The sequence below is a fragment of the Acinetobacter sp. ESL0695 genome, from assembly GCF_029392135.1.
GTDB classification, from domain to species: Bacteria; Pseudomonadota; Gammaproteobacteria; order Pseudomonadales; family Moraxellaceae; genus Acinetobacter; species Acinetobacter pollinis.
The window spans coordinates 1199267-1222781 of sequence record NZ_CP113932.1 but is presented as its reverse complement, the minus strand read 5'-3'; the positions used below and the strand labels follow the sequence as shown (position 1 = coordinate 1222781).

Below are 23515 nucleotides of genomic sequence, written 5' to 3'. Positions count from 1 at the left end.
TTTCAAAAAACAAATAAATTTAATAAGAATATTTCTTAAATTTCTATTTTTGTCTTAGAATCCTCTCTTTCTAGTTTTACATACCGTTAATTTTCTATGACTAAGCTAAATGTTCGAGATACATTTGCATTAGGTTTTATGACCTTTGCATTGTTTATTGGGGCAGGAAATATTATTTTTCCACCGATTGTTGCATATCAGGCAGGCGAACACGTTTGGCTAGCCGCTTTGGGCTTTTTAGTCACTGCTGTTGGTTTACCCGTTCTAAGTATTATTATGCTCGGCCGAGTACAAGGTTCTATTGAAACGTTAGGATCATCTATTGGAAAATTTGCAAGTATTGCTTTGGCTGTTGCATGCTATTTATCTGTAGGACCACTTTTCGGTATTCCAAGAACGGCTTCTGTTTCGTATGAAATTGGTTTATCTTCACATTTTCAGAATCCACAAACACCACTCCTCATCTATAGCTTAATCTATTTTGTTATTGTCACATTAGTTTCAATGAACCCTAATAAGCTTCTAGATAGTATTGGACATGTATTGGCACCAGTAAAAATCTTTGCACTTGCTGTTTTATGTATAGTTACTTTATTCGTTCCCTTTATTCATGTTCCTGCTCCTGTAGCCAACTATATAGAGCATCCTGTTTCTGAGGGTTTAGTGAATGGTTATCTCACACTAGATACACTTTCAGCTTTGGTTTTTGGTATCCTAATTGTTCAAGCCATTAAATCACGTGGTGTGACGGATCATAAATTAATTACACGCTATGCAATTATATCTAGCATCATTTCTGGTATAGGCTTAACTATTTTATACCTATGTCTATTCAGACTTGGTGTACAAAGCCATGCATTTTTACCAAATGCAACCAACGGTGCGGAAATTTTACATGCGTATGTATTTAACACACTAGGTCAAACAGGATCTTGGTTTTTAAGCTTACTCATCTTCTTAGCATGTATCGTAACAGCGATTGGTTTAACGTGTTCGTGTGCTGAATACTTTCATAAAATGACAAAGATTCCATACAAAATATTAGTGGTTGTTTTCGTACTATTTTCTCTAGTATTTGCTAATTTTGGTTTAACTAAACTAATTTCTATTTCTGTACCTATCCTTACTGCCATTTACCCACCTGCGATTGTTGTTATTTTATCTGGGTTATTTATTCAAAAGTTAAATAAACCAAAACAAGTTGTTCTCCCTGTTGCAGCACTGGCATTCTTCATCGGTATATTTGAAGGTTTAAGATCATCAGAGTTAAAGTCATTTGTGCCAGATATTATTAATCAACTTCCACTTGCAGCACAAAATTTAGACTGGATCATTCCATGTTTGATACTCTTAGTTTTATGTGTTGTTATCGATAAAATAAGACAATAAAAAAATTGATATAAAATACAAATACCTGCAATTAATGCAGGTATTTTTTTAGTTTTATTCATATTGTCATAAAACAGTAATATAAATTTGCTAGAAAATTTGACCTTTTAAAATTATAATGTATAATTATTAGTCTGCACTTCATGATAAGTGCATTATTTAACTACTGTTTTGGAGGTCACATGAATAAAAATATTAGATTCAATCCAAACATTGCCATTTATATGATGATGACGATAGCACTTCTAGCTACACTCAGTGTTCAAGGTGTTATCAATGGGAATTTAAAAGCTGAACAATTCTTATATGCCATTGCGGTATCTGTTGCATTCTCTGTATGGGCAATGATTGATGCTAAATTTCGCCAAGTTGAAATAAAATAAAAAAGAACTAGATTTATCTAGTTCTTTTAAAACCACATTAAAAATAACAAATTAAGTTCAAAAAATCTCAAGAAAAAAACCAATAATTGCTTGCAGTTCACATTTTTAATTGATTATCCTTATATTGTTTAAATATTTACTATCCTATATAAGGAAAATACAATGAAAAAACTCCTCTCTACATCTATTATCGCTTTAAGTTTAGCTGCTGTAAGTGCTGGCGCTATGGCATGTCCTAAAGGTACATCTTTACAAGGTGGTACTGGACCACATCATAAAGGTGGAAAATGCGTTGCTACTAAATCAGGTTCAACAGCAAAAACAGAGAAAAAAATGAGTCATGACTCAATGTCAAATATGTCAATGCCAAAAAAATCATAACAGACAAAAAAGAAGGTGATAATCACCTTCTTTTTTTTAACTATTGCCTAAAGCAGGATGATCCAAAGCATCTTTACATAACTGTTTATTATGAAGATAGTTAAGCTTATCCTCATTTTCTGAATTACTCTTTGCTTGCACAGCACGTGCCCAAGTATCTAAACTTACCATTGCCTTTCTACATAAGGCAAAGTTTCCCTCAGCAACTGAATCACCCATTTTTACATTAATCATCCATTGACTCCCTAATTCACGTAAGGGTCTACGTACCTCATTGTCAATTTGAGCCAATGCACGATTTTCAACCAAGGGTTCAACCTGATTCATGAGCTCCCAAGATTTTTTGGCATATGCTGTCGCATCTTTACTCAGTTTTGGTGCAGGTTTAATTTCAACTTTCTGCCCATTGTTATTGTTACATGCGCTTAAAGCCAACATAACACCCATCAAGGTTAAAACCATATACTGTTTTTTATACAAGATCATGTCCACTTCACTTCTTAGTCATGCAATACACGACAGTATAAGATACATCAAATGAATACAATTTGAAAAAATCTTACTAAATTGGTCATTTTATTCAAAAAATATACGCTGACGTACTTAACACTATTCTGAGTTCTGTTATTCTAAAATAACCTGAAATAAGGAATAAGACATGACTATTACCATTGGTACACCACTGCAACCATCCGCATTCAAAGTATTATTATTAGGTTCAGGCGAACTAGGAAAAGAAGTTGTAATCTCCTTACAGCGTTTAGGCGTTGAAGTTCATGCAGCAGATCGCTACAAAGATGCGCCCGCAATGCAAGTTGCCCATTTTTCCTATACTTTAAACATGGCGGATCCAACAGCACTACAAGAACTCATAGATCAAGTTAAACCAAATTTAATCGTGCCTGAAATTGAAGCTATTGCTACTGAGCTTTTAGTCCATATAGAAGAACAAAATACAACAACAATTATCCCATCAGCAAAGGCAGTTAATTTAACAATGAATCGTGAAGGTATTCGTACCTTAGCAGCAGATAAGTTAGGCCTCCCCACTTCAAATTTCCGCTTTGCAGACAACCTATCTGCATTTCGTTCAGCGTGTGATGATATTGGTTACCCAAACTTTGTTAAACCGGTTATGTCATCTTCAGGTAAAGGACAATCACACATAAAAAGTTTTGATGAAGTTGATGCTGCTTGGGAATACGCTTTACAATCTGCACGTGTCAATCAAGGTAAAGTCATTATTGAATCTCAAATCGATTTTGACTTTGAAATTACATTACTCACTGTTCGTGCAAAACACCCCAAAACGGGTCAAATCGAAACCCATTTCTGCAATCCAATTGGTCACCAACAAGAAAACGGCGATTATATTGAAAGCTGGCAACCACAACCCATGTCACCTAAAGCATTAAAGACAGCACAGGACATTGCAGATAAAATTACTACGGCGCTTGGTGGTTGCGGTATTTTTGGTGTAGAGCTGTTTGTAAAAGGTGATCAAGTATGGTTTAGCGAGGTTTCTCCTCGTCCGCATGATACAGGCTTAGTTACTCTTGCATCTCAATTTCAAAATGAGTTTGAACTGCATGCACGTGCTATTCTTGGCTTACCCGTAAATACACAACAACACAGTACAGCCGCAAGTGCTGTTATTTACGCAGGAGTAAATAGTAAAAATCTTTCATTTACACATTTAGAAACTGCTCTAGCAAACCCAACTACAGATTTAAGACTCTTTGGCAAACCTGAAGGATTTGATAAACGTCGTATGGGTGTCATTACTGCACGTGCATCAACGACGGATGAAGCACGCAAAATCGCAAGAGAATCTGCACAACAAGTGAATGTAACCGTATAATTAAAAAGGCAAATACAATGGTAGAAATGCGCGCTTTAACTGAATATATTCAACATGACCAAGATATTTCATCATTACAACAATGGCGAAATGATATAGAAAATCAGCTTGATCAAAATTTTGAAAAATATGGTTATAGCATACGTGACATTGTATTGGCTCGATCAAATGCAATTGATGATGCTTTAACATTCTTATGGCATATGACCAAACTGTCTGAAGAAAGTGAAATATCATTATTTGCTGTGGGTGGCTATGGTCGCAAAGAAATGCTTCCTTACTCAGATGTAGATATTATGATTTTATCTACATCTGACCTAAATATAATACAAGAAGAAAAAGTATCTAAGTTTATTGCTCTTTTATGGGATATTAACTTTAAACCTGGTGTTAGCGTACGAACACTCCAATCGTGTGTAGAACAAGCCAAATCAGATCTTACTATTGCAACCTCGCTTATAGAGGCTCGACTTATTATTGGTAATGAGACGCTGGCCAAATGGCCACGGCGTACTGTAAATGAAGTATGGACAGATCGAGATTTCTTTGATGCAAAGATGAAAGAACAAAAAAATAGACATGCACAACATAATAATACTGAGAGCAACTTAGAACCTGATATCAAGAATGCGCCGGGCGGCATTCGAGATATGAATCAAATCGGTTGGATTGCCAAAAGACATTTTAGAGTGAATCGTATTTATGATTTAGTTCATTTGGGTTTTATTTCCGAATTTGAGCTAGAAATGCTAGAGCAAGCAGAAACATTTTATTGGGAAATTCGACACTATCTGCACAAACTTACCAAACGAGATGAAAATCGACTTTTATTTGACTATCAACGAGAGATTGCTGCAAAGTTTGGATATTCTAATGACATAGATCAGCATCATAACTATCCGATTGAACAATTCATGAAGCGCTATTATAGAATGGCGCAACAAGTTTTTACGCTCAATGAAATTCTCCTTGATTACTTTAATCAAGTTGCAATTCAGCCAAAAGATGAAATACAAAAACATACCACTGTACTGAATGAGCGATTCAAACTTATTGATGGAAAGATTGCCGTTCAGCATCACAAAGTATTTGCAGAACACCCAAGTGCAATTTTAGAAATATTTTATTTAATTGGTATACATCCTGAAATTACAGGTATTCGAGCACGTACATTACGCTTATTGGTGTTAGCAGCCAAGAGTATTGATCAGAATTTTAGGGATAATCCAGCCCATCGTGAAATTTTCATTCAAATTATTCGTTCATCAAATCGTCTCTATGAAACGCTTTCTCATATGCGACGCTACGGCATTTTAGGTAATTACTTGCCTGCCTTTGGACAAATTATGGGTCTCATGCAATATGACTTATTTCATATTTACACGGTGGATCAACATACACTCCTTCTCTTAAGAAATCTTGAACGATTCCAAGAACCAGAGTTTGCAAAATCTTTTTCAGTCGTCAGCTCGGTATATCAACGTCTGCAACGTAAAGAAATTATTATGATTGCAGCACTATTTCACGACATTGCCAAAGGACGCGGTGGCGATCATAGTGAGCTTGGTGCAAAAGATGCATATGATTTTTGTGAGGCTCATGGAATTTCAGAATCAGATACAAAATTGATTGTCTGGCTTATACAAAACCATCTCTTAATGTCACTTACAGCGCAAAAGAAAGATATCTCAGATCCAGATATTATTAAAGCGTTCGCCGATCAGCTTGGAGATATGGATTATCTGAATTATCTATATACGCTTACAGTTGCAGACATCAACGCAACTAATCCAAAACTATGGAATACATGGCGTGCTTCTCTTATGCGCCAACTCTATACCCAAACACGAGAAGTCATTCGCCATGGTTTAGATCGCCCTGTAGATTATCAAATGCTCATTGAAGACACTAAATTTACAGCAAGTGAAAAATTAGTACATGAATTCTCTTTAAGTGAAGTTGAGCAAGTATGGCAAGCTCTTGGAGATGAGTATTTCATTAAAGAATCTGCAGATGAAATTGTTTGGCATACGAAAGCAATACTAGAACATGGAAATAACTCTGCTCCACTAATCTTGTTAAGAGCGCAACGACAAGCCGCTCAAGATGCCGTTCAAGTCTTTATTTATACACAAGATAAACCAAACTTATTTGCAACTACTGTTGCTGTACTCGATCGAATGAATCTTGATGTGCAAAATGCACGTATTATTACAGCAAATACAGATTTTAGTTTAGATACTTACATTGTATTAGATCGATTTGGTACATTATTGAATGATCCCGAACGACAAAATACTGTAAAAAATGCACTCTTAGAAGCTTTAAGTCATTTAGACCAGTATCCAAATCTTATGCAACGGCGTATTCCTCGACAATTAAGACACTTCAATATAGAAAATAAGGTATCTATTCGTTTTGATACATCTTTACAAAAAAATATTGTCGAGATTTCTACACTCGATCATCCTGGACTACTTGCCAAAATTGGCGGTTTATTCATGATGCAAGGCTTAGATATTCATTCTGCAAAAATTGTCACACTTGGCGAGAAGGCTGAAGATATTTTCTTCGTCACTAAAAAAGATGACATTCCACTTTCTGAAGAAGAATCTCTTCTTCTTACTCAACAGTTAAAAGCTGCTTTAGATGAAGCATCTAATCAAGTGACTATTCAACATCGGTAATCATATTTATGAATCATCATTTAACACAATTACATCCTTATCCATTTGAAAAGCTAAATCAGCTTTTTTCAGGCATTCAGCCTATAGATTTACCACTTATTCCACTTTCAATTGGTGAACCTAAACACCCTGCGCCACAAATTGTAATAGATGCTTTACAACAAAACTTTAAACATCTCTCAACTTACCCAAGTAGTAAAGGTTTACCAGAATTACGTCAGGCGATCTCGAATTGGTTAATTCAAAGATTCCACCTAAATGAACTCAGCGCCGAATCAGAAGTGCTTCCTGTGTCTGGTACACGAGAAGCCATTTTTTCATTCGTTCAAGCCGTCATAAATCGTGAGGAAAACCCTTACGTTGTTATGCCAAATCCGTTTTACCAAATCTATGAAGGTGCAACCATCCTCGCGGGAGGTACACCTTATTTTATAAACTGTACTGCTGAAAACAATTACTTAGGTGATTTTGACCGTGTTCCTGCTGAAGTTTGGGAAAAGACTTCTCTATTATTTATCTGTACACCGGGTAATCCAACAGGAGCAACGTTCACAACAGAACAACTACAACAGCTTATTCAACTTTCTGATCAATATAATTTTATTATTGCATCAGATGAGTGCTATTCAGAGCTTTGGTTTGAACAGCCTCCTGTAGGATTACTTGAAGCATGCGCCAAAATGGGGCGAAATGATTATAAGAACTGTGTTGTATTTCATTCACTTTCGAAGCGTTCTAACTTGCCAGGCATGCGTTCTGGCTTTATTGCGGGCGATTCAACCTTACTTGCACCATATTTGAAGTATAGGACCTATCATGGTGCAGCAATGCCTGTACAGCACCAATTGGCCTCCATTGTGGCGTGGAATGATGAGTGCCATGTAGAAGAAAACAGAAAGCAATATCGTCAAAAGTTTGACCTGTTCCAAAATGAGCTCGGCCACCTCTTACCACTTGAGAAACCAGATGCTGGATTTTACTACTGGCTGAAAGTAGATAATGATGAAGCTTTTGCAAAAAAACTTCTTAAGGAAGCAAACATAAAAGTCCTTCCGGGACGTTATCTATCTAGAGATACAAAAGAAGGAAATCCAGGCGAAAATCATGTTCGTATGGCACTTGTAGCCGACATACAGCAATGTGAAGAAGTAGCTCGAAGATTGAAAAATATTTTATAGTCATATAATGGGGAGAATCTCTCCCCATTTTTATTAAAATTAAATATGGCTTAACATACTATGACAGTTAAATACATCATATTTCTTAATGACAAAACTTGAGTGAAGTGCGGTTACATTATCAATTTTTGCAATTCGGCGTAATAAAATCTCACTATAATTTTCCATATCCTTTGCAACCATTTCTACAATAAAATCTGCACTTTGGCCTGTCACTAAATATGCGTTAATCACTTCTGCAATTGATTCAATTTCTGCCAGAAACACATCAAATGTCTCACTGTCATGCTTGCTTAGAGAAACTTGTAGAAGAATATGTAATTTAAAACCTAACTTTGCGTAATTAATTTCTCGTTTAAGACTTGTCATTACATTTGCTTCGATTAATAGTTTAATACGGCGATGCACAGAACTGACAGATAAATTAATGCGCTCTGAGAGCTCATTTAAATTTAAATCTTCGTGAGTTAGAATTTCAAGAATCTGTTTATCAAAACGATCAAGTTGCATATTTTCCCTTATAGTTAAGTTTTTTTTGGAAAATATATCGAGGTAGGCATAAATTTTAAGGGTCAAGGGAAAACATATTGTTTACTTTAAACGGCAATATATGGTTAACATATTGCTGTTGCAGATCAACTTTTGGTTTACTGTGTTTAAAGCCGAGAATAAACCTTTTGAGTTATGTCAGCAATCTCCCAATCTAACTGACTTTCTTCTCGATCCCCATCACACCCTGATTTATAATATAGCGCTAACCGAATCGAATTATTTTCCTAAATAAAATAAATTTTGACGTATTTTTAAAAAATTTTCTACAAAAAAAATAATTATCTGTATTTTTTTCCATAAGTTAGTTTTTAAGCTTATTTTCTTATTAATTTTAGTTAAAATTTAAAAAAAAATTATTAAAAAAAGGCCAACAAATGTTGACCTTATTATTAAATACGATTAAATCTCGAATTATTCACGTTCAATACGCTTACCGTGTTGAAGAATCCATGAACGTTCGGCGTTTCTTTTAGCACGATAACGATATGCAATATAAAGTCCACCAAACCAAATTGGAGAGAAATAAATTGCAATACGAGTATCATGATCTAAACTTAATACCACTGCAACAAACACTAAAAATGCAAGACATACCCATGACATAACTACACCCATTGGCATTTTATACACAGAGCTCTTATGAAGTTCTGGTGCTTTCTTACGGTATGCAAGATATGAAATTAACATCATTCCATAGACAAAAAGAATAAGTACAGTAGTTAAAGAAGAAAAGATTGTAAAAGCAGTCATTACGTTTGGAATAATGAAAAGCATACTTGTACCAATAACAATACACCCCATAGAAAATAAGAGGCTATTTACAGGTACTCTGCCTTTAGATAACTTTTTAAAGTATTTTGGTGCATCTTTTTCAACAGCTAAACCATACATCATACGACTGGTTGCGAAAATACCACTGTTTGCAGATGACATAGCAGAGGTAGTAACCACAAAATTGACCAAAGTTGCCGCAATTGGTAACCCAATTAATGTAAACATATGCACAAATGGACTTTGACTTGGACTTACTTTTGCCCACGAAGTCACAGAGATAATGCAAATCAAAGCACCCACATAGAACAATAAAATTCGTAGTGGTATAGAGTTAATTGCTTTAGGTAACGTTTTGTTCGGATCTTTAGTTTCTGCTGCTGTTGTTCCAATCAGCTCAATACCAACAAACGCAAATACAGCAATTTGGAAACCAGCAAGGAATCCTGAAAAACCATGTGGAAAAATAGATCCAGCCTCAACAATATGTGAAAGTGATGCTTTCACACCATTTGGCGATGTAAAGCCAGTTGCGATCAAATAAATACCGACCAATAAGAATGCAATAATGGCAACAATTTTAATCAGCGCAAACCAAAACTCTGTTTCACCAAATAATTTAACTGTAAGCAGATTTAATGTCGTCAGTGTAACAACTGTAATGAATGCAGGAATCCATTGAGATATGTCGGGGAACCAAAACTGGAAGTACCCACCAATCACAATAATATCTGTAATCGCTACGATAATCCAAAGCATCCAATAAGACCAGCCAAGGAAGAAACCTGCCCAAGGACCTAAATAAGCCGTAGCAAAATCTGCAAATGACTTATAGTTAGAATTCGAAAGCAATAACTCACCCATTGCTCTCATAATAAAATAAAAGAAAAAACCAATAATCATATAAGTTAGAACAATAGATGTTCCAGATAGACTCAGGGTTTTTCCTGTACCCATGAAGAGTCCGGTACCAATTGCACCACCAATAGCAAGCAATTGAATATGGCGATTGGTTAATGATCGTTGTAGTTTTTCTTCATCGTTATCAAGATGCCCCCCAAATAGATCACCTTTAACATTTATGGACTTATCTGTATCTTTATTCATAATATTGCCCCTTATACATTTATCGTATAGGTTAAAAATTTCTGGTATTGAATATGTAATGCAAAATATATGCCATCAAGCATTTAAATATTAAAAAAAAAAGAGATATTTGCCTTAATAATATACAAATTCAGTTTTAATAATGGTTTATTAAAATTTATTCTCCATAGCACGTATCATCAAAACATAAACAGTTGTTATATATGCTTATAATCAGTTTATTTAAATCTGAGATATTTTTGAATTTAAAATTAACATCCTATCACCACACGGTGAATTATAGAGATATATGATCAAAAAAGCCTATCCAAAACCACTCATCTCTATTTCTCAGAAAAATATTCAAAATTAGTCAAATCATTTTATATATCTTTTTGTAAAAAAAAATTCATAAAAAAGATTATATTTTAAACAAAAGATGAGAAACATTATCACTAAAAAAGAGAAAATAAACAAATTTAAATATAATTATCAATAACTTAAAAAATAAACGTGAAATTTATTATATTTTTAAAATATTTATATAAAAAAAATCTAAAAAAAAAGCACATATAAGTTAATATTTTAATATTATCAATTATTTATAGAAAAATAAAAAACCCTTTCACATAAAATAAATAATATATATATTATAAAACCATAGTTATCTTACAACTTATGCATTAAATCCATTTTTTATACATAGATCTTTTGTATATTGTTCTCATATTCAAATACACTAGAAAAAGGATTAAAAAATGGAAGCAACTCTTGACATGAGCATGAATGTTATTCGTGATCAATCAGACGATATCGTTGTAATGTTAAAGTCCTTAGCGAACAAAGATCGCTTAGTCATTTTAAGCCATCTACTTATAGAAGAATTAAATGTTTCTGAAATAGAGGAAAAAACAAAAATATTACAACCTACGTTGTCACAACAATTGATGATTCTTCGTAAAAACGGCGTTGTATCAACAAGACGTGCAGGAAAACAGATTTACTACTCAATCAAAGATCAACGCTTCAATACTATTTTGAATCGTTTTTCACAATTCTATCAATAATTCATACCTAAACCATGAGAGAAATTAGACAATAATTTCTCTCATGGCTATATCATTTTTATTTTTTATACCAGTATTTATAAAAATGATATCTAGCACATAAAAGCGTCAAATTTCACTTTTTTTACCTAAAATAGAATACATAATAATCAAATCGTTCTAATTTAATTGAAATATCTCTTTTTTCTAAGTAAAAGTATTCCCCCTACAACTCTTCTCCGTTTACCGTTAGATAGAAGTCATCAATACCTGTTTTAAATCGCTAAAACACTGAAGACTTTAAAAGGCTCATTTATGCTGTCAGCTCTAAAACGATTAAGCTTAGTGACTCGAATTATTATTGCAATTATTCTTGGTGTCATTGTTGCGTTTCTTTTCCCGAACATTGCACCCTATTTTAGTCTTCTTGGAGATGTCTTCATTAAAGCGCTAAAATCCGTTGCTCCAATTCTTGTTTTTATTCTTGTTATTTCTTCTATTGCAAACTTCCAAGCAACTCAAAGTGCAAAGAACTTTAAACCCATTATGGTTATGTACACCATTGGTATGCTTCTTTCTGCATTTAGTGCTGTCGTTGCAGACAAGCTTTTTCCAACATCATTACTATTACACCTTCCTGCAGACCAAAGTGTACAACCTCCAGGTAGTATCACTGTTATTCTTAAAAACTTAGTACTTAGCTTTGTATCTAATCCTGTTGTTGCACTCAGTGAAGCAAACTTTATTGGTATTCTTGCATGGGCTATCATTTTAGGGATTGCATTTCGTCACAGTTCACACACTACAAAAACATTTATTCATGATACTTCCGCTGCAATTAATAAAGTTATTAAACTTGTAATCTCTTTTGCACCTATTGGTATTTTTGGTTTAGTGACTGTAACATTTGCCTCTGCAGGTGTAGATACTTTCAAAAGTTACTCACACTTACTCGCAGTTCTTCTAGGGACAATGTTCTTTGTCGCATTTGTCATTAACCCGATTATCGTTGCAATTGTAATTAAAGGGAACCCTTACCCACTGGTTCTTAAGTGTTTAAAAGAGAGTGGAATTACAGCCTTCTTTACACGCAGTTCTGCTGCAAATATTCCGGTTAATTTAGATCTTGCCCGTCGTTGTGGTGTAGATGAATCAACAACAAATGTTATTGTACCACTTGGTTCTACCATTAATATGTGCGGTGCAGCAGTCACCATTACCACATTAACACTTGCTACAGTGAATACCTTAGGTATTCATGTTGATTTCTCGACAATGCTTATCTTATGTATTGTTGCAAGTATTTCGGCATGTGGTGCATCTGGAGTAGCAGGTGGTTCTCTTCTACTTGTTCCTGTTGCATGTGGTTTATTTGGTATTTCATCAGAAGTGGCTATGCAAGTCGTTGCCATTGGTATGGTTATTAGTGTTATACAAGACTCTACCGAAACAGCACTAAACTCTTCAACAGATGTTTTGTTTGTTATCGCAGCCGACCAAGGCTATAAAGATAAATAATCAGCAATTACGGCGTAATTTTATTACGCCGTTTTTAATCCACTATATATTCAATGTTATGATGCATGCTTGAAGATTTTATAATGGCATTCATTGGATATATTTACTATGGTAAAAAATGCACTACAGGCACAACTTTTAAAAGCTGGGCTCGTTGACAATAAAAAAGCGAAGAAACTGAGCAAACAAGCACAGCACGAACAGCGAATAGGTACAAGTAACCACGAATCGCTTAAAAGCAAAATTGTCCAAGATCAACAATCTAAACAAGAAAAAGACTTAGCATTAAATGCAGAAAAACAAAAAAAGATAGAAGAAAAGACATTAAAAGCCAATGTTCAACAAATGATACAGCAACACAAAGTGAAAGAAATTGATGGAGAAATTAGCTATCAATTTGTAGATGATAATAAAATTAAAAAGCTATATATCAATCAACAAATTTATAATGCATTGGTCGCAGGAAGCTTAGTCATTGCAAAAGAAGCTTCAGGTTATGCACTTTTACCTCATGCACTTGCGGAACGTATTGACCAAAAACTCGAAGGCTTTATGATTTGGAATAAGTCAGAGGAAAATACTCAAACTACAGATGATGAAGATCCATACGCAGCGTATGTTATCCCTGATGACTTGATGTGGTAATCCATTGATATCGTTTTCTGACATCACTTACAGATTATATACTGTAAGTGATGTCATTTTTTTATGTAGCCTTTAAAATAAAACAAGAATATGAAAATCTTTAAGGCAGACGTTAAAATTGAAAGATATATCAAAATCTTTGGTAGAACTCTTTGACTGGACAGACAAATTTCCTTGGCTAGAAATGCTCCTTGGAATGAGTGCACTTTTTTTAGCAGCATACATTGCAAACTTTATTGCAAAAAAAGTGGTGGTACAAGGAATCCAAAAAATTCTAATGCGTCTACCCTCCGCAAGGAACTCTGCACTTGCACATCACAATGTTATTCGACGTCTTGCAAATATAGTGCCTGCACTTATTATTATGAATGGCATTGACTCGGTTCCACATCTTTCTGAAAAGATCATTCATTTATTCCAAATGATTGCACAAACATCAATTTTTTTGAGTATTGCACTTACTTTTAGTGAAGTTCTAAATGTATTCAATACTATGTATCAAAAAAGCCCAAACGCAAAAAACAAACCGATTAAAGGGTATCTACAGCTCGTTAAGCTAATGATTTTCGTGGTTTGTGCACTCATGATCTTAGGTACTTTTCTAAAGAAAGATGTATTTAATTTATTGGCAGGTTTTGGTGCAATGGCCACCATCTTAATGTTGGTATTTCAAAATACAATCTTATCATTGGTAGCTAGTGTTCAAATTGCATCTTATGACATGATCCGTATTGGTGACTGGATTGAGATGCCATCCCTAAATGCAGACGGCGATGTCATAGATATGTCTTTGCATACGGTGACAGTACAAAATTTTGATAAAACAATTACAACAATCCCGACTAATAAATTGGTCACAGATACATTTAGAAATTGGCGTGGTGTTGCCAGTGCAGGCGTACGCCGTATTAAGCGTTCAATTTACATTGATCAAAATAGTATTGGGTTTATGTCTGATGATGAACTAAACAAGCTCAAAGATTTTTTACTTTTGAATAATTATTTAAATAAAAAAGAAACCGAAATTACAGAGTTCAACCATACCTTAATGAGTCAAGCAAAGTACAACCAACGGCGCCTAACAAATTTAGGAACCTTTCGTGCGTATGTTGATTTTTATCTCAAGCAAAAAGATGGCATTGCAAAAGAGGAATTAATTCTTGTTAGACAAATGCAACCTACCAGTGTAGGTTTACCTCTTGAAATATATGCATTTACCAATACAACCATTTGGGTCGAATATGAAGCAATTCAATCCGATATTTTCGATCATCTTATTTCTATCTTGCCTGAATTTAATTTAAAGATTTATCAGGCACCTACAGCACTTTAAAATATATAACGCATAGAGTCATATTGCGATTGATGAATATAACTCTATGCGTTCTGTTTGTGCATTCTAATAAATCTGAACTAAGATTTAAAATAAGAAAATTTGAAATGCATATCTCTTATTCTACATTCAGATTATTCAAAGAATTTAATGTCTGTCGGCTGGCCAATTTGCAATGCAATACGTGTCGGTGTAAGTGCACCCGTTTCTTTATTACGCTTAAACTCACTTACTGTATGCGAGTGAACATTTGAAATAAGTAAATATTCACCAGTTTTATCCATAGAGAATGCTCTTGGCTCTACACCACCACTAGTATAACGACCAACCAAAGAAAGTTTGCCACTTACGCCATCGACCTTATAAGATATGATCTCATTCACTTCTTTTCTGTTACCAACATATAAAAATTTGTTGTCAGGAGAGAAAATTAAACCAGAGGCACTTTTATGACTTTCATGGTCTTTTACAGCCAAAGATTGCTTTTGCACCTGAATGAACTTCTTACCAATTCTTTCAAACACAATGACTTCAGCAGACATTTCAGTGGTTACATATGCAAATTTTCCATTTGCAGAAAATACCATGTGACGGGGGCCACTGCCTTTAGCAAAATGTAAATCTAAAGCAGTATTTGCACGTAATGGTTGTTTTTCATTGGGTTGATAATCATAAGCTTTAACAACGTCAGCACCTAAGTCTGCTACATAAAGCGTTTTTCCATCAGGTGTAAATGTCACAGAATGCGCATGACCAGAGTCTTGACGCCCTTCAATAACCCCACTTCCATCTAAGAATTTAATATTTTGAGCAACTTCACCTAATCCACCATTGGCTAGAATAGGTAAAACAGATACACCTGATTTATTTGGTCCAACTGAATAGTTGGCAACAGCTAGGAATTTACCATCTACAGACAATGCTGAATGAGTTGGATGATCACCTAAACTTTTTACATGATTAATTTCTTTAAGTTGGCCGTCTTTACCCACAGCTACAGCCGTCACTGTACCTTCTTCCATTTCATTAGTAATGTAAGCGAATTTATAATCTTTTGAAAATGTGATCCATGATGGATCTTTCATTTTTAATTCGCTTAATGGAAGCATTGTTCCATCACTATTTAACTTAACTGTATATACACCTTGACTGGCAAAGTCTTTTGATAATTTTGCCGTTTCAGGCATACCCGACCAAGTACCTACTAAAAATTTTTGTTCTGGAATCATTGTTCTATTCTCTGCAAAAGACATATTGCTGTAAAGCAATGGTAAACATAAACTTAATGCTGCTGCAAATTTATTCATTTTTTGAATCATACGTAACTACCTGACAAAATCGATAAGGTTAAAAATTCGAATAAAAATATTTTGATAATAACCACTTAACTAAAATACTCTTCATCTTTAGCATAGTTTTTAATTATCAATTGGACAACTGTTTTTCTCTTATATATTGCATATGTATATAATAAACATAAACAATATCAACAAATATATAAAGAAGGGAGATACCCCTTCTTCATTTTATTCGAGACTAACTTACAAGCGCTGTTTGTATATCTTTTTCAAGTGCTTCAGGCTTCGTAGTCGGTGCATAACGCTGAAGTACCTTTCCATCTCTACCTACTAAGAACTTGGTAAAGTTCCATTTAATATTATGCGTCCCCAGTACACCTTTAACTTCACGTGTGAGAAAACGAAAAATTGGATGCGCCTCTGGCCCTTTTACATCCACTTTGGCAAACATTGGAAAACTTACACCGTAATTTTTTTGACAAAACAGGCCAATTTCATTATTTGATGCAGGGTCTTGTCCACCAAATTGATTACATGGGAAACCTAAAACCTCAAAGTCTTTATCTTTAAATTCTTGATATAACTTTTCCAGACCTGCAAACTGCGGTGTAAACCCACATTTACTAGCAGTATTCACAATCAGTAAAACTTTCCCCTCATAGTCAGAAAATTTCTTTTCTAATCCATTTAGCAATTCTGCTTCCAACTGGTAAATTGTTGTCATGGATATGTTTCCCCATCATTTTTTTCTTTTGTTTGTAAATGTAATGAGGCTGAGTTTATACAGTAACGCAGCCCAGTAGGTTGTGGGCCATCTTCAAATACATGACCCAAATGTGCACCACAATGATGACAAACCACTTCAGTACGACTCATTCCATGGCTTAAGTCTTCATGTTCTTCAATCACAGCATGGTTTAGTGGTTGAAAAAAACTTGGCCAACCACAACCACTGTCGTATTTTGTTTCTGATAAAAATAAGACCTCCCCACAACAACGGCAAACATACTCTCCTGCTTGCTTGGTATTCCAATATTTTCCTGTGAAAGGGGCTTCCGTTCCTTTTTCGCGGGTAATTCGATACTCTTCTGGCGATAATTCTCTTTTCCATTCACGGTCTGTTTTATTGACTTTTCCCATGATGAACTCCTTTCAATCTATAAAATTCAATAGCCTGATTTCTTTTCTTTATATTTACGCTACCAACGACTAAAATGCTAGCACTATTTCACATAGATTGTGAGAATTAGGTAATCAATTTTTTCCTTAACATACATACAATTGGACAAGACTATGCCGGTTATAGGTAACACCACACCACGCGAAATTAAAAAGTCATCTAAGTTAGAGCATGTTTGCTATGACATTCGTGGACCAGTGTTACGCGCCGCCAACGAAATGGAGGAGCAAGGACACCGCATTATTAAATTAAATATTGGTAATCCTGCACCTTTTGGTTTCGAAGCCCCACAAGAAATTATCAATGATGTTGCACTTAACTTACCCAATGCAATTGGATATACAGATTCAAAAGGTATTTTTCCCGCACGTAAAGCAATTTGCCAGTACTATCAGCAAAAAGGTATACGTGACATGCATGTTAATGACGTATACATTGGTAACGGCGTTTCTGAACTCATTGTTATGGCGATGCAGGGACTATTAGATAATGGTGATGAAGTCTTAGTACCTATGCCTGACTATCCATTATGGACAGCAGCCGTTAATCTTTCAGGTGGTACCGCAATTCATTATAAATGTGATGAAGAAGATCATTGGTACCCAGATTTGGCTGATATGGAAAGCAAAATCACGCAAAGTACACGCGGAATTGTAATTATCAATCCAAATAACCCTACGGGCTCAGTTTATCCACGCCATGTATTAGAAAAAATTATTGTCTTGGCAAAAAAATATGATCTGATTTTATTTGCAGACGAGATTTACGATAAAATTGTTTACGATGGCATTGAACATGTATCTGTGGCTGCACTTGCAGGTGACCAGCTTTGTATTACTTTTAATGGACTATCTAAAGCGTATCGTATTGCAGGTTACCGCTCAGGTTGGATGACCATTACTGGCGATAAATCTCGTGCAGAAGATTATATTGAAGGCTTAAATATGTTGGCCTCTATGCGACTGTGTGCAAATCATCAAGCACAATTTGCGATACAAACCGCACTTGGTGGCTACCAAACAATTAATGACCTCATTCGTCCAGGCGGAAGACTATATGAACAACGTAATATTGCATGGGAAATGCTGAATGAAATTCCCGGTGTAAGCTGTGTTAAACCAGAAGGTGCAATGTATTGCTTCCCTCGTTTAGATCCAGATATTTACCCAATTCATGATGATGAGAAACTTATGCTGGATCTATTACGTGCTGAAAAAGTGCTATTAGTACAAGGTACAGGTTTTAACTGGCCCACACCAGATCACTTTCGCGTAGTATTTCTACCAGCTGAAAATGAATTACGTGAAGCTATTCAACGCATTGGACGCTTTTTAGCTTCTATTCGCTAATTTATTCAAATATAAGACCATATCAGTTAAGCTGGTATGGTTTTTGCTTATTTTATGTTTTTAAATTCTTCAAATCTAGGATTTACTTTCATGAAAAAAACTTTTTCTGCATTAGCATTGGCTCTAGCTGTCTGCTTACCTTCTACACTCTATGCAAAAAACAATGTCGTCGTTGTTGCAACTGGCGGTACAATCGCAGGTGCTGGTGCAAGCGCAACCAACAGTGCAACCTATACCGCAGCAAAAGTTCCTGTAGATGCACTACTTAATGCTGTTCCCCAAATTCAAGAACTTGCAAATGTAAGTGGTGTACAAGCACTCCAGATTGCTTCTGAAAGTATTACAGATAAAGAGCTCATTCAACTTGCTCGGAAAGTGAATGAATTAGTAAAAGATCCTAAAGTAAATGGCTTAGTGATTACACATGGTACAGATACCATGGAAGAAACAGCATTTTTCTTAAATTTAGTTATACATACCGACAAACCTATTGTACTTGTAGGCTCCATGAGACCTGGTACAGCACTTTCAGCAGACGGCCCTTTAAACCTATATAATGCCGTTGCGCTTGCTTCCTCAGACTCAGCAAAAGGTAAAGGCACATTGGTCATGATGAATGATAATGTATATGCTGCCCGAGATGTTGCTAAAACCATTAATATTCATACCAATGCATTTAATAGCCAATGGGGGGCACTAGGTACAGTTGTTGAAGGAAAAACCTACTGGTTCAGAACTTCAACTAAATTACACAACGATTCTTCTGCTTTTAATATTGAAGATATTAAAGGAGATGCTCTTCCATTGGTTCAAATTGTATATGGCTCTGACAATATGTTACCTGAGTCTTATCTTGCGCTTCAAAAAGCTGGCGTTCAGGCTATTGTAAATGCAGGAACTGGTAACGGCTCAGTACCAAACTATATCGTTCCTACACTGGTAAAACTACAGCAAGAAGGAATTCAGATTGTAAGATCTTCACGTGTTGCAAATGGCTTCGTACTTAGAAATGCCGAACAACCCGATGATAAATATGGTTGGGTTGTTGCACACGACCTTAACCCTCAAAAAGCAAGATTATTAACTGCACTTGCCTTAACCAAAACAAAAGATGCAAAAACATTACAAGAAATGTTCTACAACTACTAAGCTATTCTTTGTTGAATTTGGAAAGCCAATAGGTTCAATCTATTGGCTTTCATTTATAAGTAGATAAGAATATACACACAGAACAAATTATGAGCCATAAAAATAAAAATAGCATGCTAAAATGCCCACTGCTCGAGTAAAAGGAATCTTTAATGCAGTTTGTTCATCTTGGTATACACACAGAGTTTTCAATCACTGAATCGATTGTTCGCATACCAGAACTCATTAAAACTGCGGTAAAAGAGCAAATGCCCGCACTCGCTTTAACGGATCTTTCAAATATCCATGCTGCAGTCAAATTTTTTAAATCTTGCCAAGGTAAAGGCATTAAACCCATACTAGGCACAACTGTTCGACTTGAAGACTCAGAACATAGAGCAATTTTACTGGCAACCACCAATCAAGGTTGGTTAAATCTCACAGAAATTCTATCGAGAGGATATATTGAGGGACAACAACTTGATATTCCTTGTATTAAAAAAGAATGGATACTCGAGCAACATCAAGATCTTATTTTACTCTTAGGCTTACACAGTGATGTAGGACACTTACTTTGCTCATCTAATCCTCAAAAAGCTGAACCTTTATTTCAAGAATGGTATGAAAAATTTGGGAATCGTGTCTACTTCGCCCTAACAAGAACACAAAGACCAAATGAAGAACTATTTATTTCAGAAGCATGCCAACTTGCAGAAAAATACCAAGTTGGTGTTGTGGCACACAACGATGTACATTTTATTCATGAAATAGACTTTGAAGCACACGAAGCTCGCGTATGTATTGCAGATGGGTACGTACTTGCAGACCAAAGAAGACCTCGCATATATAGCCCAGAACAATATTTCAAAACTGCTGAACAGATGACAACCCTCTTTTCAGATATTCCAAGTGCTATTCAAAATACAGTAGAAATTGCCAAACGTTGCAATGTGAGCCTACAACTGGGTAAGTATTTTTTACCTGAATATCCAATTCCTGCTGGCTTTACCATTGACACCTATTTTGAGCACTTATCTAAAGAAGGTTTAGAGGAACGGTTAAATCAACTCTATCCTATCGAAGAACGAAGCGACGATTGGAATGAAATACGAAAACCTTACGATGAACGAATTGCCTATGAAGTAGGCATTATTCTAAATATGGGATTCCCAGGTTACTTCCTAATTGTCATGGATTTCATACAGTGGGCTAAAAACAATGGTGTACCTGTTGGTCCTGGTCGTGGTTCAGGTGCAGGCTCATTGGTCGCATTTAGTTTAAAAATTACAGATTTAGACCCTTTGCGATACGATTTACTTTTTGAACGTTTCTTAAATCCTGAACGTGTTTCTATGCCCGACTTTGATGTCGATTTTTGCATTAGTGGTCGTGACCGAGTTATTGATTATGTGGCTCGTCATTATGGCCGTGATGCTGTTTCGCAAATTGCAACATTCGGTACAATGGCTGCAAAGGGTGCAATCCGAGATGTTGCACGTGTCTTAGGAAAATCTTACGGGCTTGCTGACCGGATTTCTAAAATGGTTCCTACAAAACCTTTAGGTGTCGATTTGGCAACCGCGATTGATATGGAGCCACAACTTAAAGATATCGTGACCAATCCATCAAACCCAGACAATGATGATGCAAGTGAAATTTGGGAAATGGCCCTAAAACTTGAGGGAATTACAAGGAATACAGGAAAACATGCAGGTGGCGTTGTCATTGCACCGGGCAAAATTACCGACTTCTCTGCTGTACTTTCTGATGCAGATGGCTCAAACCGTGTCGCACAATATGACAAAGACGATGTTGAATCCGCAGGTCTTGTTAAATTTGACTTTTTAGGATTACGTAATCTTACCGTTATTGAAGATGCGGTTCAGAATATTAATAAACGAATTCAAGCACAAGAGCCTTTAGATATCTCAAATGTGCCTTTAGATGACAATAAAGCATATAAAATATTTGCCGAAGCAAACACTACAGCTGTTTTCCAGTTTGAATCTGTGGGCATGAAGCGCATGCTTAAAGAGGCGCGCCCAAGTAAGTTTGAAGAAATTATTGCGTTCGTTTCTTTATACCGACCGGGTCCAATGGATCTTATTCCCGACTTCATACATCGTATGCATGGTGGAGAATTTGAATACCTTCACCCCTTATTAGAAGGTGTACTTGAACCTACTTATGGGATCATGGTGTACCAAGAACAAGTTATGCAAGCAGCTCAACTTTGTGCTGGCTATACATTGGGTGGTGCCGATTTATTACGCCGTGCAATGGGTAAGAAAAAACCAGAAGAAATGGTAAAACAGCGCCAAATCTTTCTAAAGGGCGCAGCAGAAAAAGATATTGATGAAGCAACAGCAAATCATATTTTTGACTTTATGGAAAAATTTGCGGGCTATGGTTTTAACAAGTCACATGCTGCAGCATATGCGCTTGTCGCCTATCATACCGCATGGTTAAAGGCCCACTATCCTGCCGAATTCATGGCAGCTGTTATGTCATCCGAAATGCAAGATACAGATAGTGTCGTTTTTCTAATTGATGACTGCCGTAATAATCAACTAACTGTACTTCCTCCATCTATTAATCAATCTATTTACCGCTTTCATGCTATTGATGAAAAAACAGTTGTTTACGGACTTGGTGCAATTAAAGGTGTGGGCGAACAGGCCATGCAGTCCGTTATAGACTCACGTGAAAAAGAAGGACCTTATCAAGATCTTTTCGACTTCTGCCACCGTATTGATTTAAAGAAAATTAATAAAAGAACATTAGAGGCACTTGTTCGTGCAGGTGCATTAGACTGCCTAGGCATAGAACGATCTCATTTAATGGCTCAACTGCCTGAAGCGGTACAAGCAGCAGAACAAGCCAGACAAAACCGTGAAACAGGGATTATGGATTTATTCGGTGAAGTTGAAGAAGTTCAAAGAAAACCAATAAAACCAGTTAAACCATGGTCAGATGAGGTTCGACTCAAAGGCGAAAAAGATACGCTAGGCCTTTATCTAACTGGTCATCCAATTGATGTATATCGTCAAGAATTAAGATGCTTTGTATCGTCAAAACTTAATGAAATTACACCTACACGGCGTGGACAAACAACTGTCTTCGCAGGCCTCGTCCTCGATGTTGCAAATTTCCCTAACCGTGTTCTCATTACATTAGACGACAGTACTTCTAGATTAGAAATTAGCTGTAATCATGAAAGATTTCAGCGTTTTAAAGACATTATTCAGATTGATCAAGTCGTTGTTATTGAAGGCGAAGTCTATGAAAGAGAAGGTTTTGACCGACCGATGGCTCGCCTTTCAAAAGCATTTAGTCTCAACGAGATTCGTCAAAAGCGTGCACAGCATATTCAAATCACTCTCAATGCAGACCAAATCACACCTCAGTTGGCGCAAGAGTTAAAAACAATTATTCAACCGTTTTGCAATGTCGATATGTGTCAGCATATTCCTATATTATTTAATCTCTCTTTTGACTATGCAACAGCAGACATTCGACTATCTCCAGAGTGGTCAATTGCACCTTTAGACGAGATGCTTGCAAAACTTCGAGACTATTTTGGGAAAACAGCGATACATATTGAATATCAAGTGAAATCAAAAGCAGCCAAAGTAATCGTTGAGGAAAAACCATCTACTGCCACAATGAGCATGGATGAAGCCATTGACTTATATCATGCTGAAGTTAGCCAATATTCTTAATTTATCAG

18 protein-coding genes and 1 pseudogene are annotated in these 23515 nt (G+C 35.7%); 13 read left to right on the top strand and 6 right to left on the bottom strand.

Annotated elements, in window-relative coordinates; genetic code table 11:
- Window positions 1–96 precede the first annotated feature (96 nt).
- From brnQ to OZX61_RS05740, 3 genes and pseudogenes are all read left to right on the top strand, one after another.
- Window positions 97–1389, top strand: a complete 1293-nt coding sequence (gene brnQ / locus OZX61_RS05750; RefSeq protein ID WP_277095591.1) for a branched-chain amino acid transport system II carrier protein — start codon at window positions 97–99, stop codon at window positions 1387–1389.
- A gap of 182 nt (window positions 1390–1571) precedes the next feature.
- A complete protein-coding gene (locus OZX61_RS05745) occupies window positions 1572–1772 on the top strand; it encodes a hypothetical protein (protein ID WP_277095590.1) in 201 nt (66 codons plus the stop codon).
- Window positions 1773–1934: 162 nt separating this feature from the next.
- Window positions 1935–2105: pseudogene (locus OZX61_RS05740) on the top strand (hypothetical protein); the annotation flags it as partial.
- Window positions 2106–2189: 84 nt separating this feature from the next.
- Here the strand turns inward: OZX61_RS05740 and OZX61_RS05735 are convergent.
- On the bottom strand, window positions 2190–2633 hold the full coding sequence (locus OZX61_RS05735; RefSeq protein WP_323127186.1) for a hypothetical protein: 444 nt from the start codon (window positions 2631–2633) through the stop codon (window positions 2190–2192).
- A 178-nt stretch (window positions 2634–2811) separates the two neighbouring features.
- On the opposite strand from OZX61_RS05735, the gene purT reads away from it, so the two are divergent.
- From purT to dapC, 3 genes are read left to right on the top strand one after another with little or no spacing between them, the layout of a single operon-like run.
- The gene (gene purT / locus OZX61_RS05730; protein WP_277095589.1) at window positions 2812–4014 is read left to right on the top strand and encodes a formate-dependent phosphoribosylglycinamide formyltransferase; all 1203 of its coding nucleotides are present in this window, start codon (window positions 2812–2814) and stop codon (window positions 4012–4014) included.
- 17 nt (window positions 4015–4031) lie between these two features.
- Window positions 4032–6701, top strand: coding sequence for a [protein-PII] uridylyltransferase (gene glnD / locus OZX61_RS05725; RefSeq protein ID WP_195772692.1), 2670 nt, complete (start codon window positions 4032–4034; stop codon window positions 6699–6701).
- Between the two features lie 8 nt (window positions 6702–6709).
- Window positions 6710–7879: a succinyldiaminopimelate transaminase gene (dapC, locus tag OZX61_RS05720; protein ID WP_277095588.1), complete on the top strand. Its 1170-nt coding sequence runs from the start codon at window positions 6710–6712 to the stop codon at window positions 7877–7879.
- A gap of 39 nt (window positions 7880–7918) precedes the next feature.
- Here the strand turns inward: dapC and OZX61_RS05715 are convergent, their stop codons facing one another.
- Together OZX61_RS05715 and OZX61_RS05710 are read right to left on the bottom strand one after the other, a co-directional pair.
- A complete protein-coding gene (locus OZX61_RS05715) occupies window positions 7919–8389 on the bottom strand; it encodes an Lrp/AsnC family transcriptional regulator (protein ID WP_195772690.1) in 471 nt (156 codons plus the stop codon).
- A gap of 453 nt (window positions 8390–8842) precedes the next feature.
- Window positions 8843–10309: an amino acid permease gene (locus OZX61_RS05710; protein ID WP_195774042.1), complete on the bottom strand. Its 1467-nt coding sequence runs from the start codon at window positions 10307–10309 to the stop codon at window positions 8843–8845.
- Window positions 10310–11046: 737 nt separating this feature from the next.
- On the opposite strand from OZX61_RS05710, the gene OZX61_RS05705 reads away from it, so the two are divergent.
- From OZX61_RS05705 to OZX61_RS05690, 4 genes are all read left to right on the top strand, one after another.
- Window positions 11047–11355 (top strand): metalloregulator ArsR/SmtB family transcription factor, encoded by a 309-nt coding sequence (locus OZX61_RS05705; protein ID WP_195774112.1) that lies wholly within the window; start codon window positions 11047–11049, stop codon window positions 11353–11355.
- Window positions 11356–11649: 294 nt separating this feature from the next.
- Window positions 11650–12852: a serine/threonine transporter SstT gene (gene sstT / locus OZX61_RS05700; RefSeq protein ID WP_277095587.1), complete on the top strand. Its 1203-nt coding sequence runs from the start codon at window positions 11650–11652 to the stop codon at window positions 12850–12852.
- 108 nt (window positions 12853–12960) lie between these two features.
- The gene (locus OZX61_RS05695) at window positions 12961–13497 is read left to right on the top strand and encodes a DUF2058 domain-containing protein (protein WP_195772358.1); all 537 of its coding nucleotides are present in this window, start codon (window positions 12961–12963) and stop codon (window positions 13495–13497) included.
- 118 nt (window positions 13498–13615) lie between these two features.
- The gene (locus tag OZX61_RS05690) at window positions 13616–14830 is read left to right on the top strand and encodes a mechanosensitive ion channel domain-containing protein (protein WP_277095586.1); all 1215 of its coding nucleotides are present in this window, start codon (window positions 13616–13618) and stop codon (window positions 14828–14830) included.
- Window positions 14831–14964: 134 nt separating this feature from the next.
- Here the strand turns inward: OZX61_RS05690 and OZX61_RS05685 are convergent, their stop codons facing one another.
- From OZX61_RS05685 to msrB, 3 genes are all read right to left on the bottom strand, one after another.
- A complete protein-coding gene (locus OZX61_RS05685; RefSeq protein WP_211140200.1) occupies window positions 14965–16137 on the bottom strand; it encodes a lactonase family protein in 1173 nt (390 codons plus the stop codon).
- Between the two features lie 229 nt (window positions 16138–16366).
- Window positions 16367–16852 carry a glutathione peroxidase gene (locus tag OZX61_RS05680; RefSeq protein ID WP_277095585.1) on the bottom strand — a complete coding sequence of 162 codons (486 nt, stop codon included), beginning with the start codon at window positions 16850–16852 and terminating at the stop codon, window positions 16367–16369.
- Window positions 16849–17268: a peptide-methionine (R)-S-oxide reductase MsrB gene (gene msrB, locus OZX61_RS05675; protein ID WP_195772355.1), complete on the bottom strand. Its 420-nt coding sequence runs from the start codon at window positions 17266–17268 to the stop codon at window positions 16849–16851. The genes OZX61_RS05680 and msrB overlap by 4 nt, the downstream gene beginning before the upstream one ends.
- Window positions 17269–17421: 153 nt before the next feature.
- On the opposite strand from msrB, the gene OZX61_RS05670 reads away from it, so the two are divergent.
- From OZX61_RS05670 to dnaE, 3 genes are all read left to right on the top strand, one after another.
- On the top strand, window positions 17422–18657 hold the full coding sequence (locus OZX61_RS05670) for a pyridoxal phosphate-dependent aminotransferase (RefSeq protein ID WP_195772354.1): 1236 nt from the start codon (window positions 17422–17424) through the stop codon (window positions 18655–18657).
- A gap of 90 nt (window positions 18658–18747) precedes the next feature.
- Window positions 18748–19806, top strand: coding sequence for an asparaginase (locus OZX61_RS05665; protein WP_277095584.1), 1059 nt, complete (start codon window positions 18748–18750; stop codon window positions 19804–19806).
- A gap of 152 nt (window positions 19807–19958) precedes the next feature.
- Window positions 19959–23507, top strand: coding sequence for a DNA polymerase III subunit alpha (gene dnaE / locus OZX61_RS05660; RefSeq protein ID WP_277095583.1), 3549 nt, complete (start codon window positions 19959–19961; stop codon window positions 23505–23507).
- Window positions 23508–23515 lie beyond the last annotated feature (8 nt).

Coding starts and splice junctions, on each gene's coding strand:
- brnQ (WP_277095591.1), top strand. CDS start 97: ATGACTAAGCTAAATGTTCGAGATACATTTGCATTAGGTTTTATGACC.
- OZX61_RS05745 (WP_277095590.1), top strand. CDS start 1,572: ATGAATAAAAATATTAGATTCAATCCAAACATTGCCATTTATATGATG.
- purT (WP_277095589.1), top strand. CDS start 2,812: ATGACTATTACCATTGGTACACCACTGCAACCATCCGCATTCAAAGTA.
- glnD (WP_195772692.1), top strand. CDS start 4,032: ATGGTAGAAATGCGCGCTTTAACTGAATATATTCAACATGACCAAGAT.
- dapC (WP_277095588.1), top strand. CDS start 6,710: ATGAATCATCATTTAACACAATTACATCCTTATCCATTTGAAAAGCTA.
- OZX61_RS05715 (WP_195772690.1), bottom strand. CDS start 8,389: ATGCAACTTGATCGTTTTGATAAACAGATTCTTGAAATTCTAACTCAC.
- OZX61_RS05710 (WP_195774042.1), bottom strand. CDS start 10,309: ATGAATAAAGATACAGATAAGTCCATAAATGTTAAAGGTGATCTATTT.
- OZX61_RS05705 (WP_195774112.1), top strand. CDS start 11,047: ATGGAAGCAACTCTTGACATGAGCATGAATGTTATTCGTGATCAATCA.
- sstT (WP_277095587.1), top strand. CDS start 11,650: ATGCTGTCAGCTCTAAAACGATTAAGCTTAGTGACTCGAATTATTATT.
- OZX61_RS05695 (WP_195772358.1), top strand. CDS start 12,961: ATGGTAAAAAATGCACTACAGGCACAACTTTTAAAAGCTGGGCTCGTT.
- OZX61_RS05685 (WP_211140200.1), bottom strand. CDS start 16,137: ATGAATAAATTTGCAGCAGCATTAAGTTTATGTTTACCATTGCTTTAC.
- OZX61_RS05680 (WP_277095585.1), bottom strand. CDS start 16,852: ATGACAACAATTTACCAGTTGGAAGCAGAATTGCTAAATGGATTAGAA.
- msrB (WP_195772355.1), bottom strand. CDS start 17,268: ATGGGAAAAGTCAATAAAACAGACCGTGAATGGAAAAGAGAATTATCG.
- OZX61_RS05670 (WP_195772354.1), top strand. CDS start 17,422: ATGCCGGTTATAGGTAACACCACACCACGCGAAATTAAAAAGTCATCT.
- OZX61_RS05665 (WP_277095584.1), top strand. CDS start 18,748: ATGAAAAAAACTTTTTCTGCATTAGCATTGGCTCTAGCTGTCTGCTTA.
- dnaE (WP_277095583.1), top strand. CDS start 19,959: ATGCAGTTTGTTCATCTTGGTATACACACAGAGTTTTCAATCACTGAA.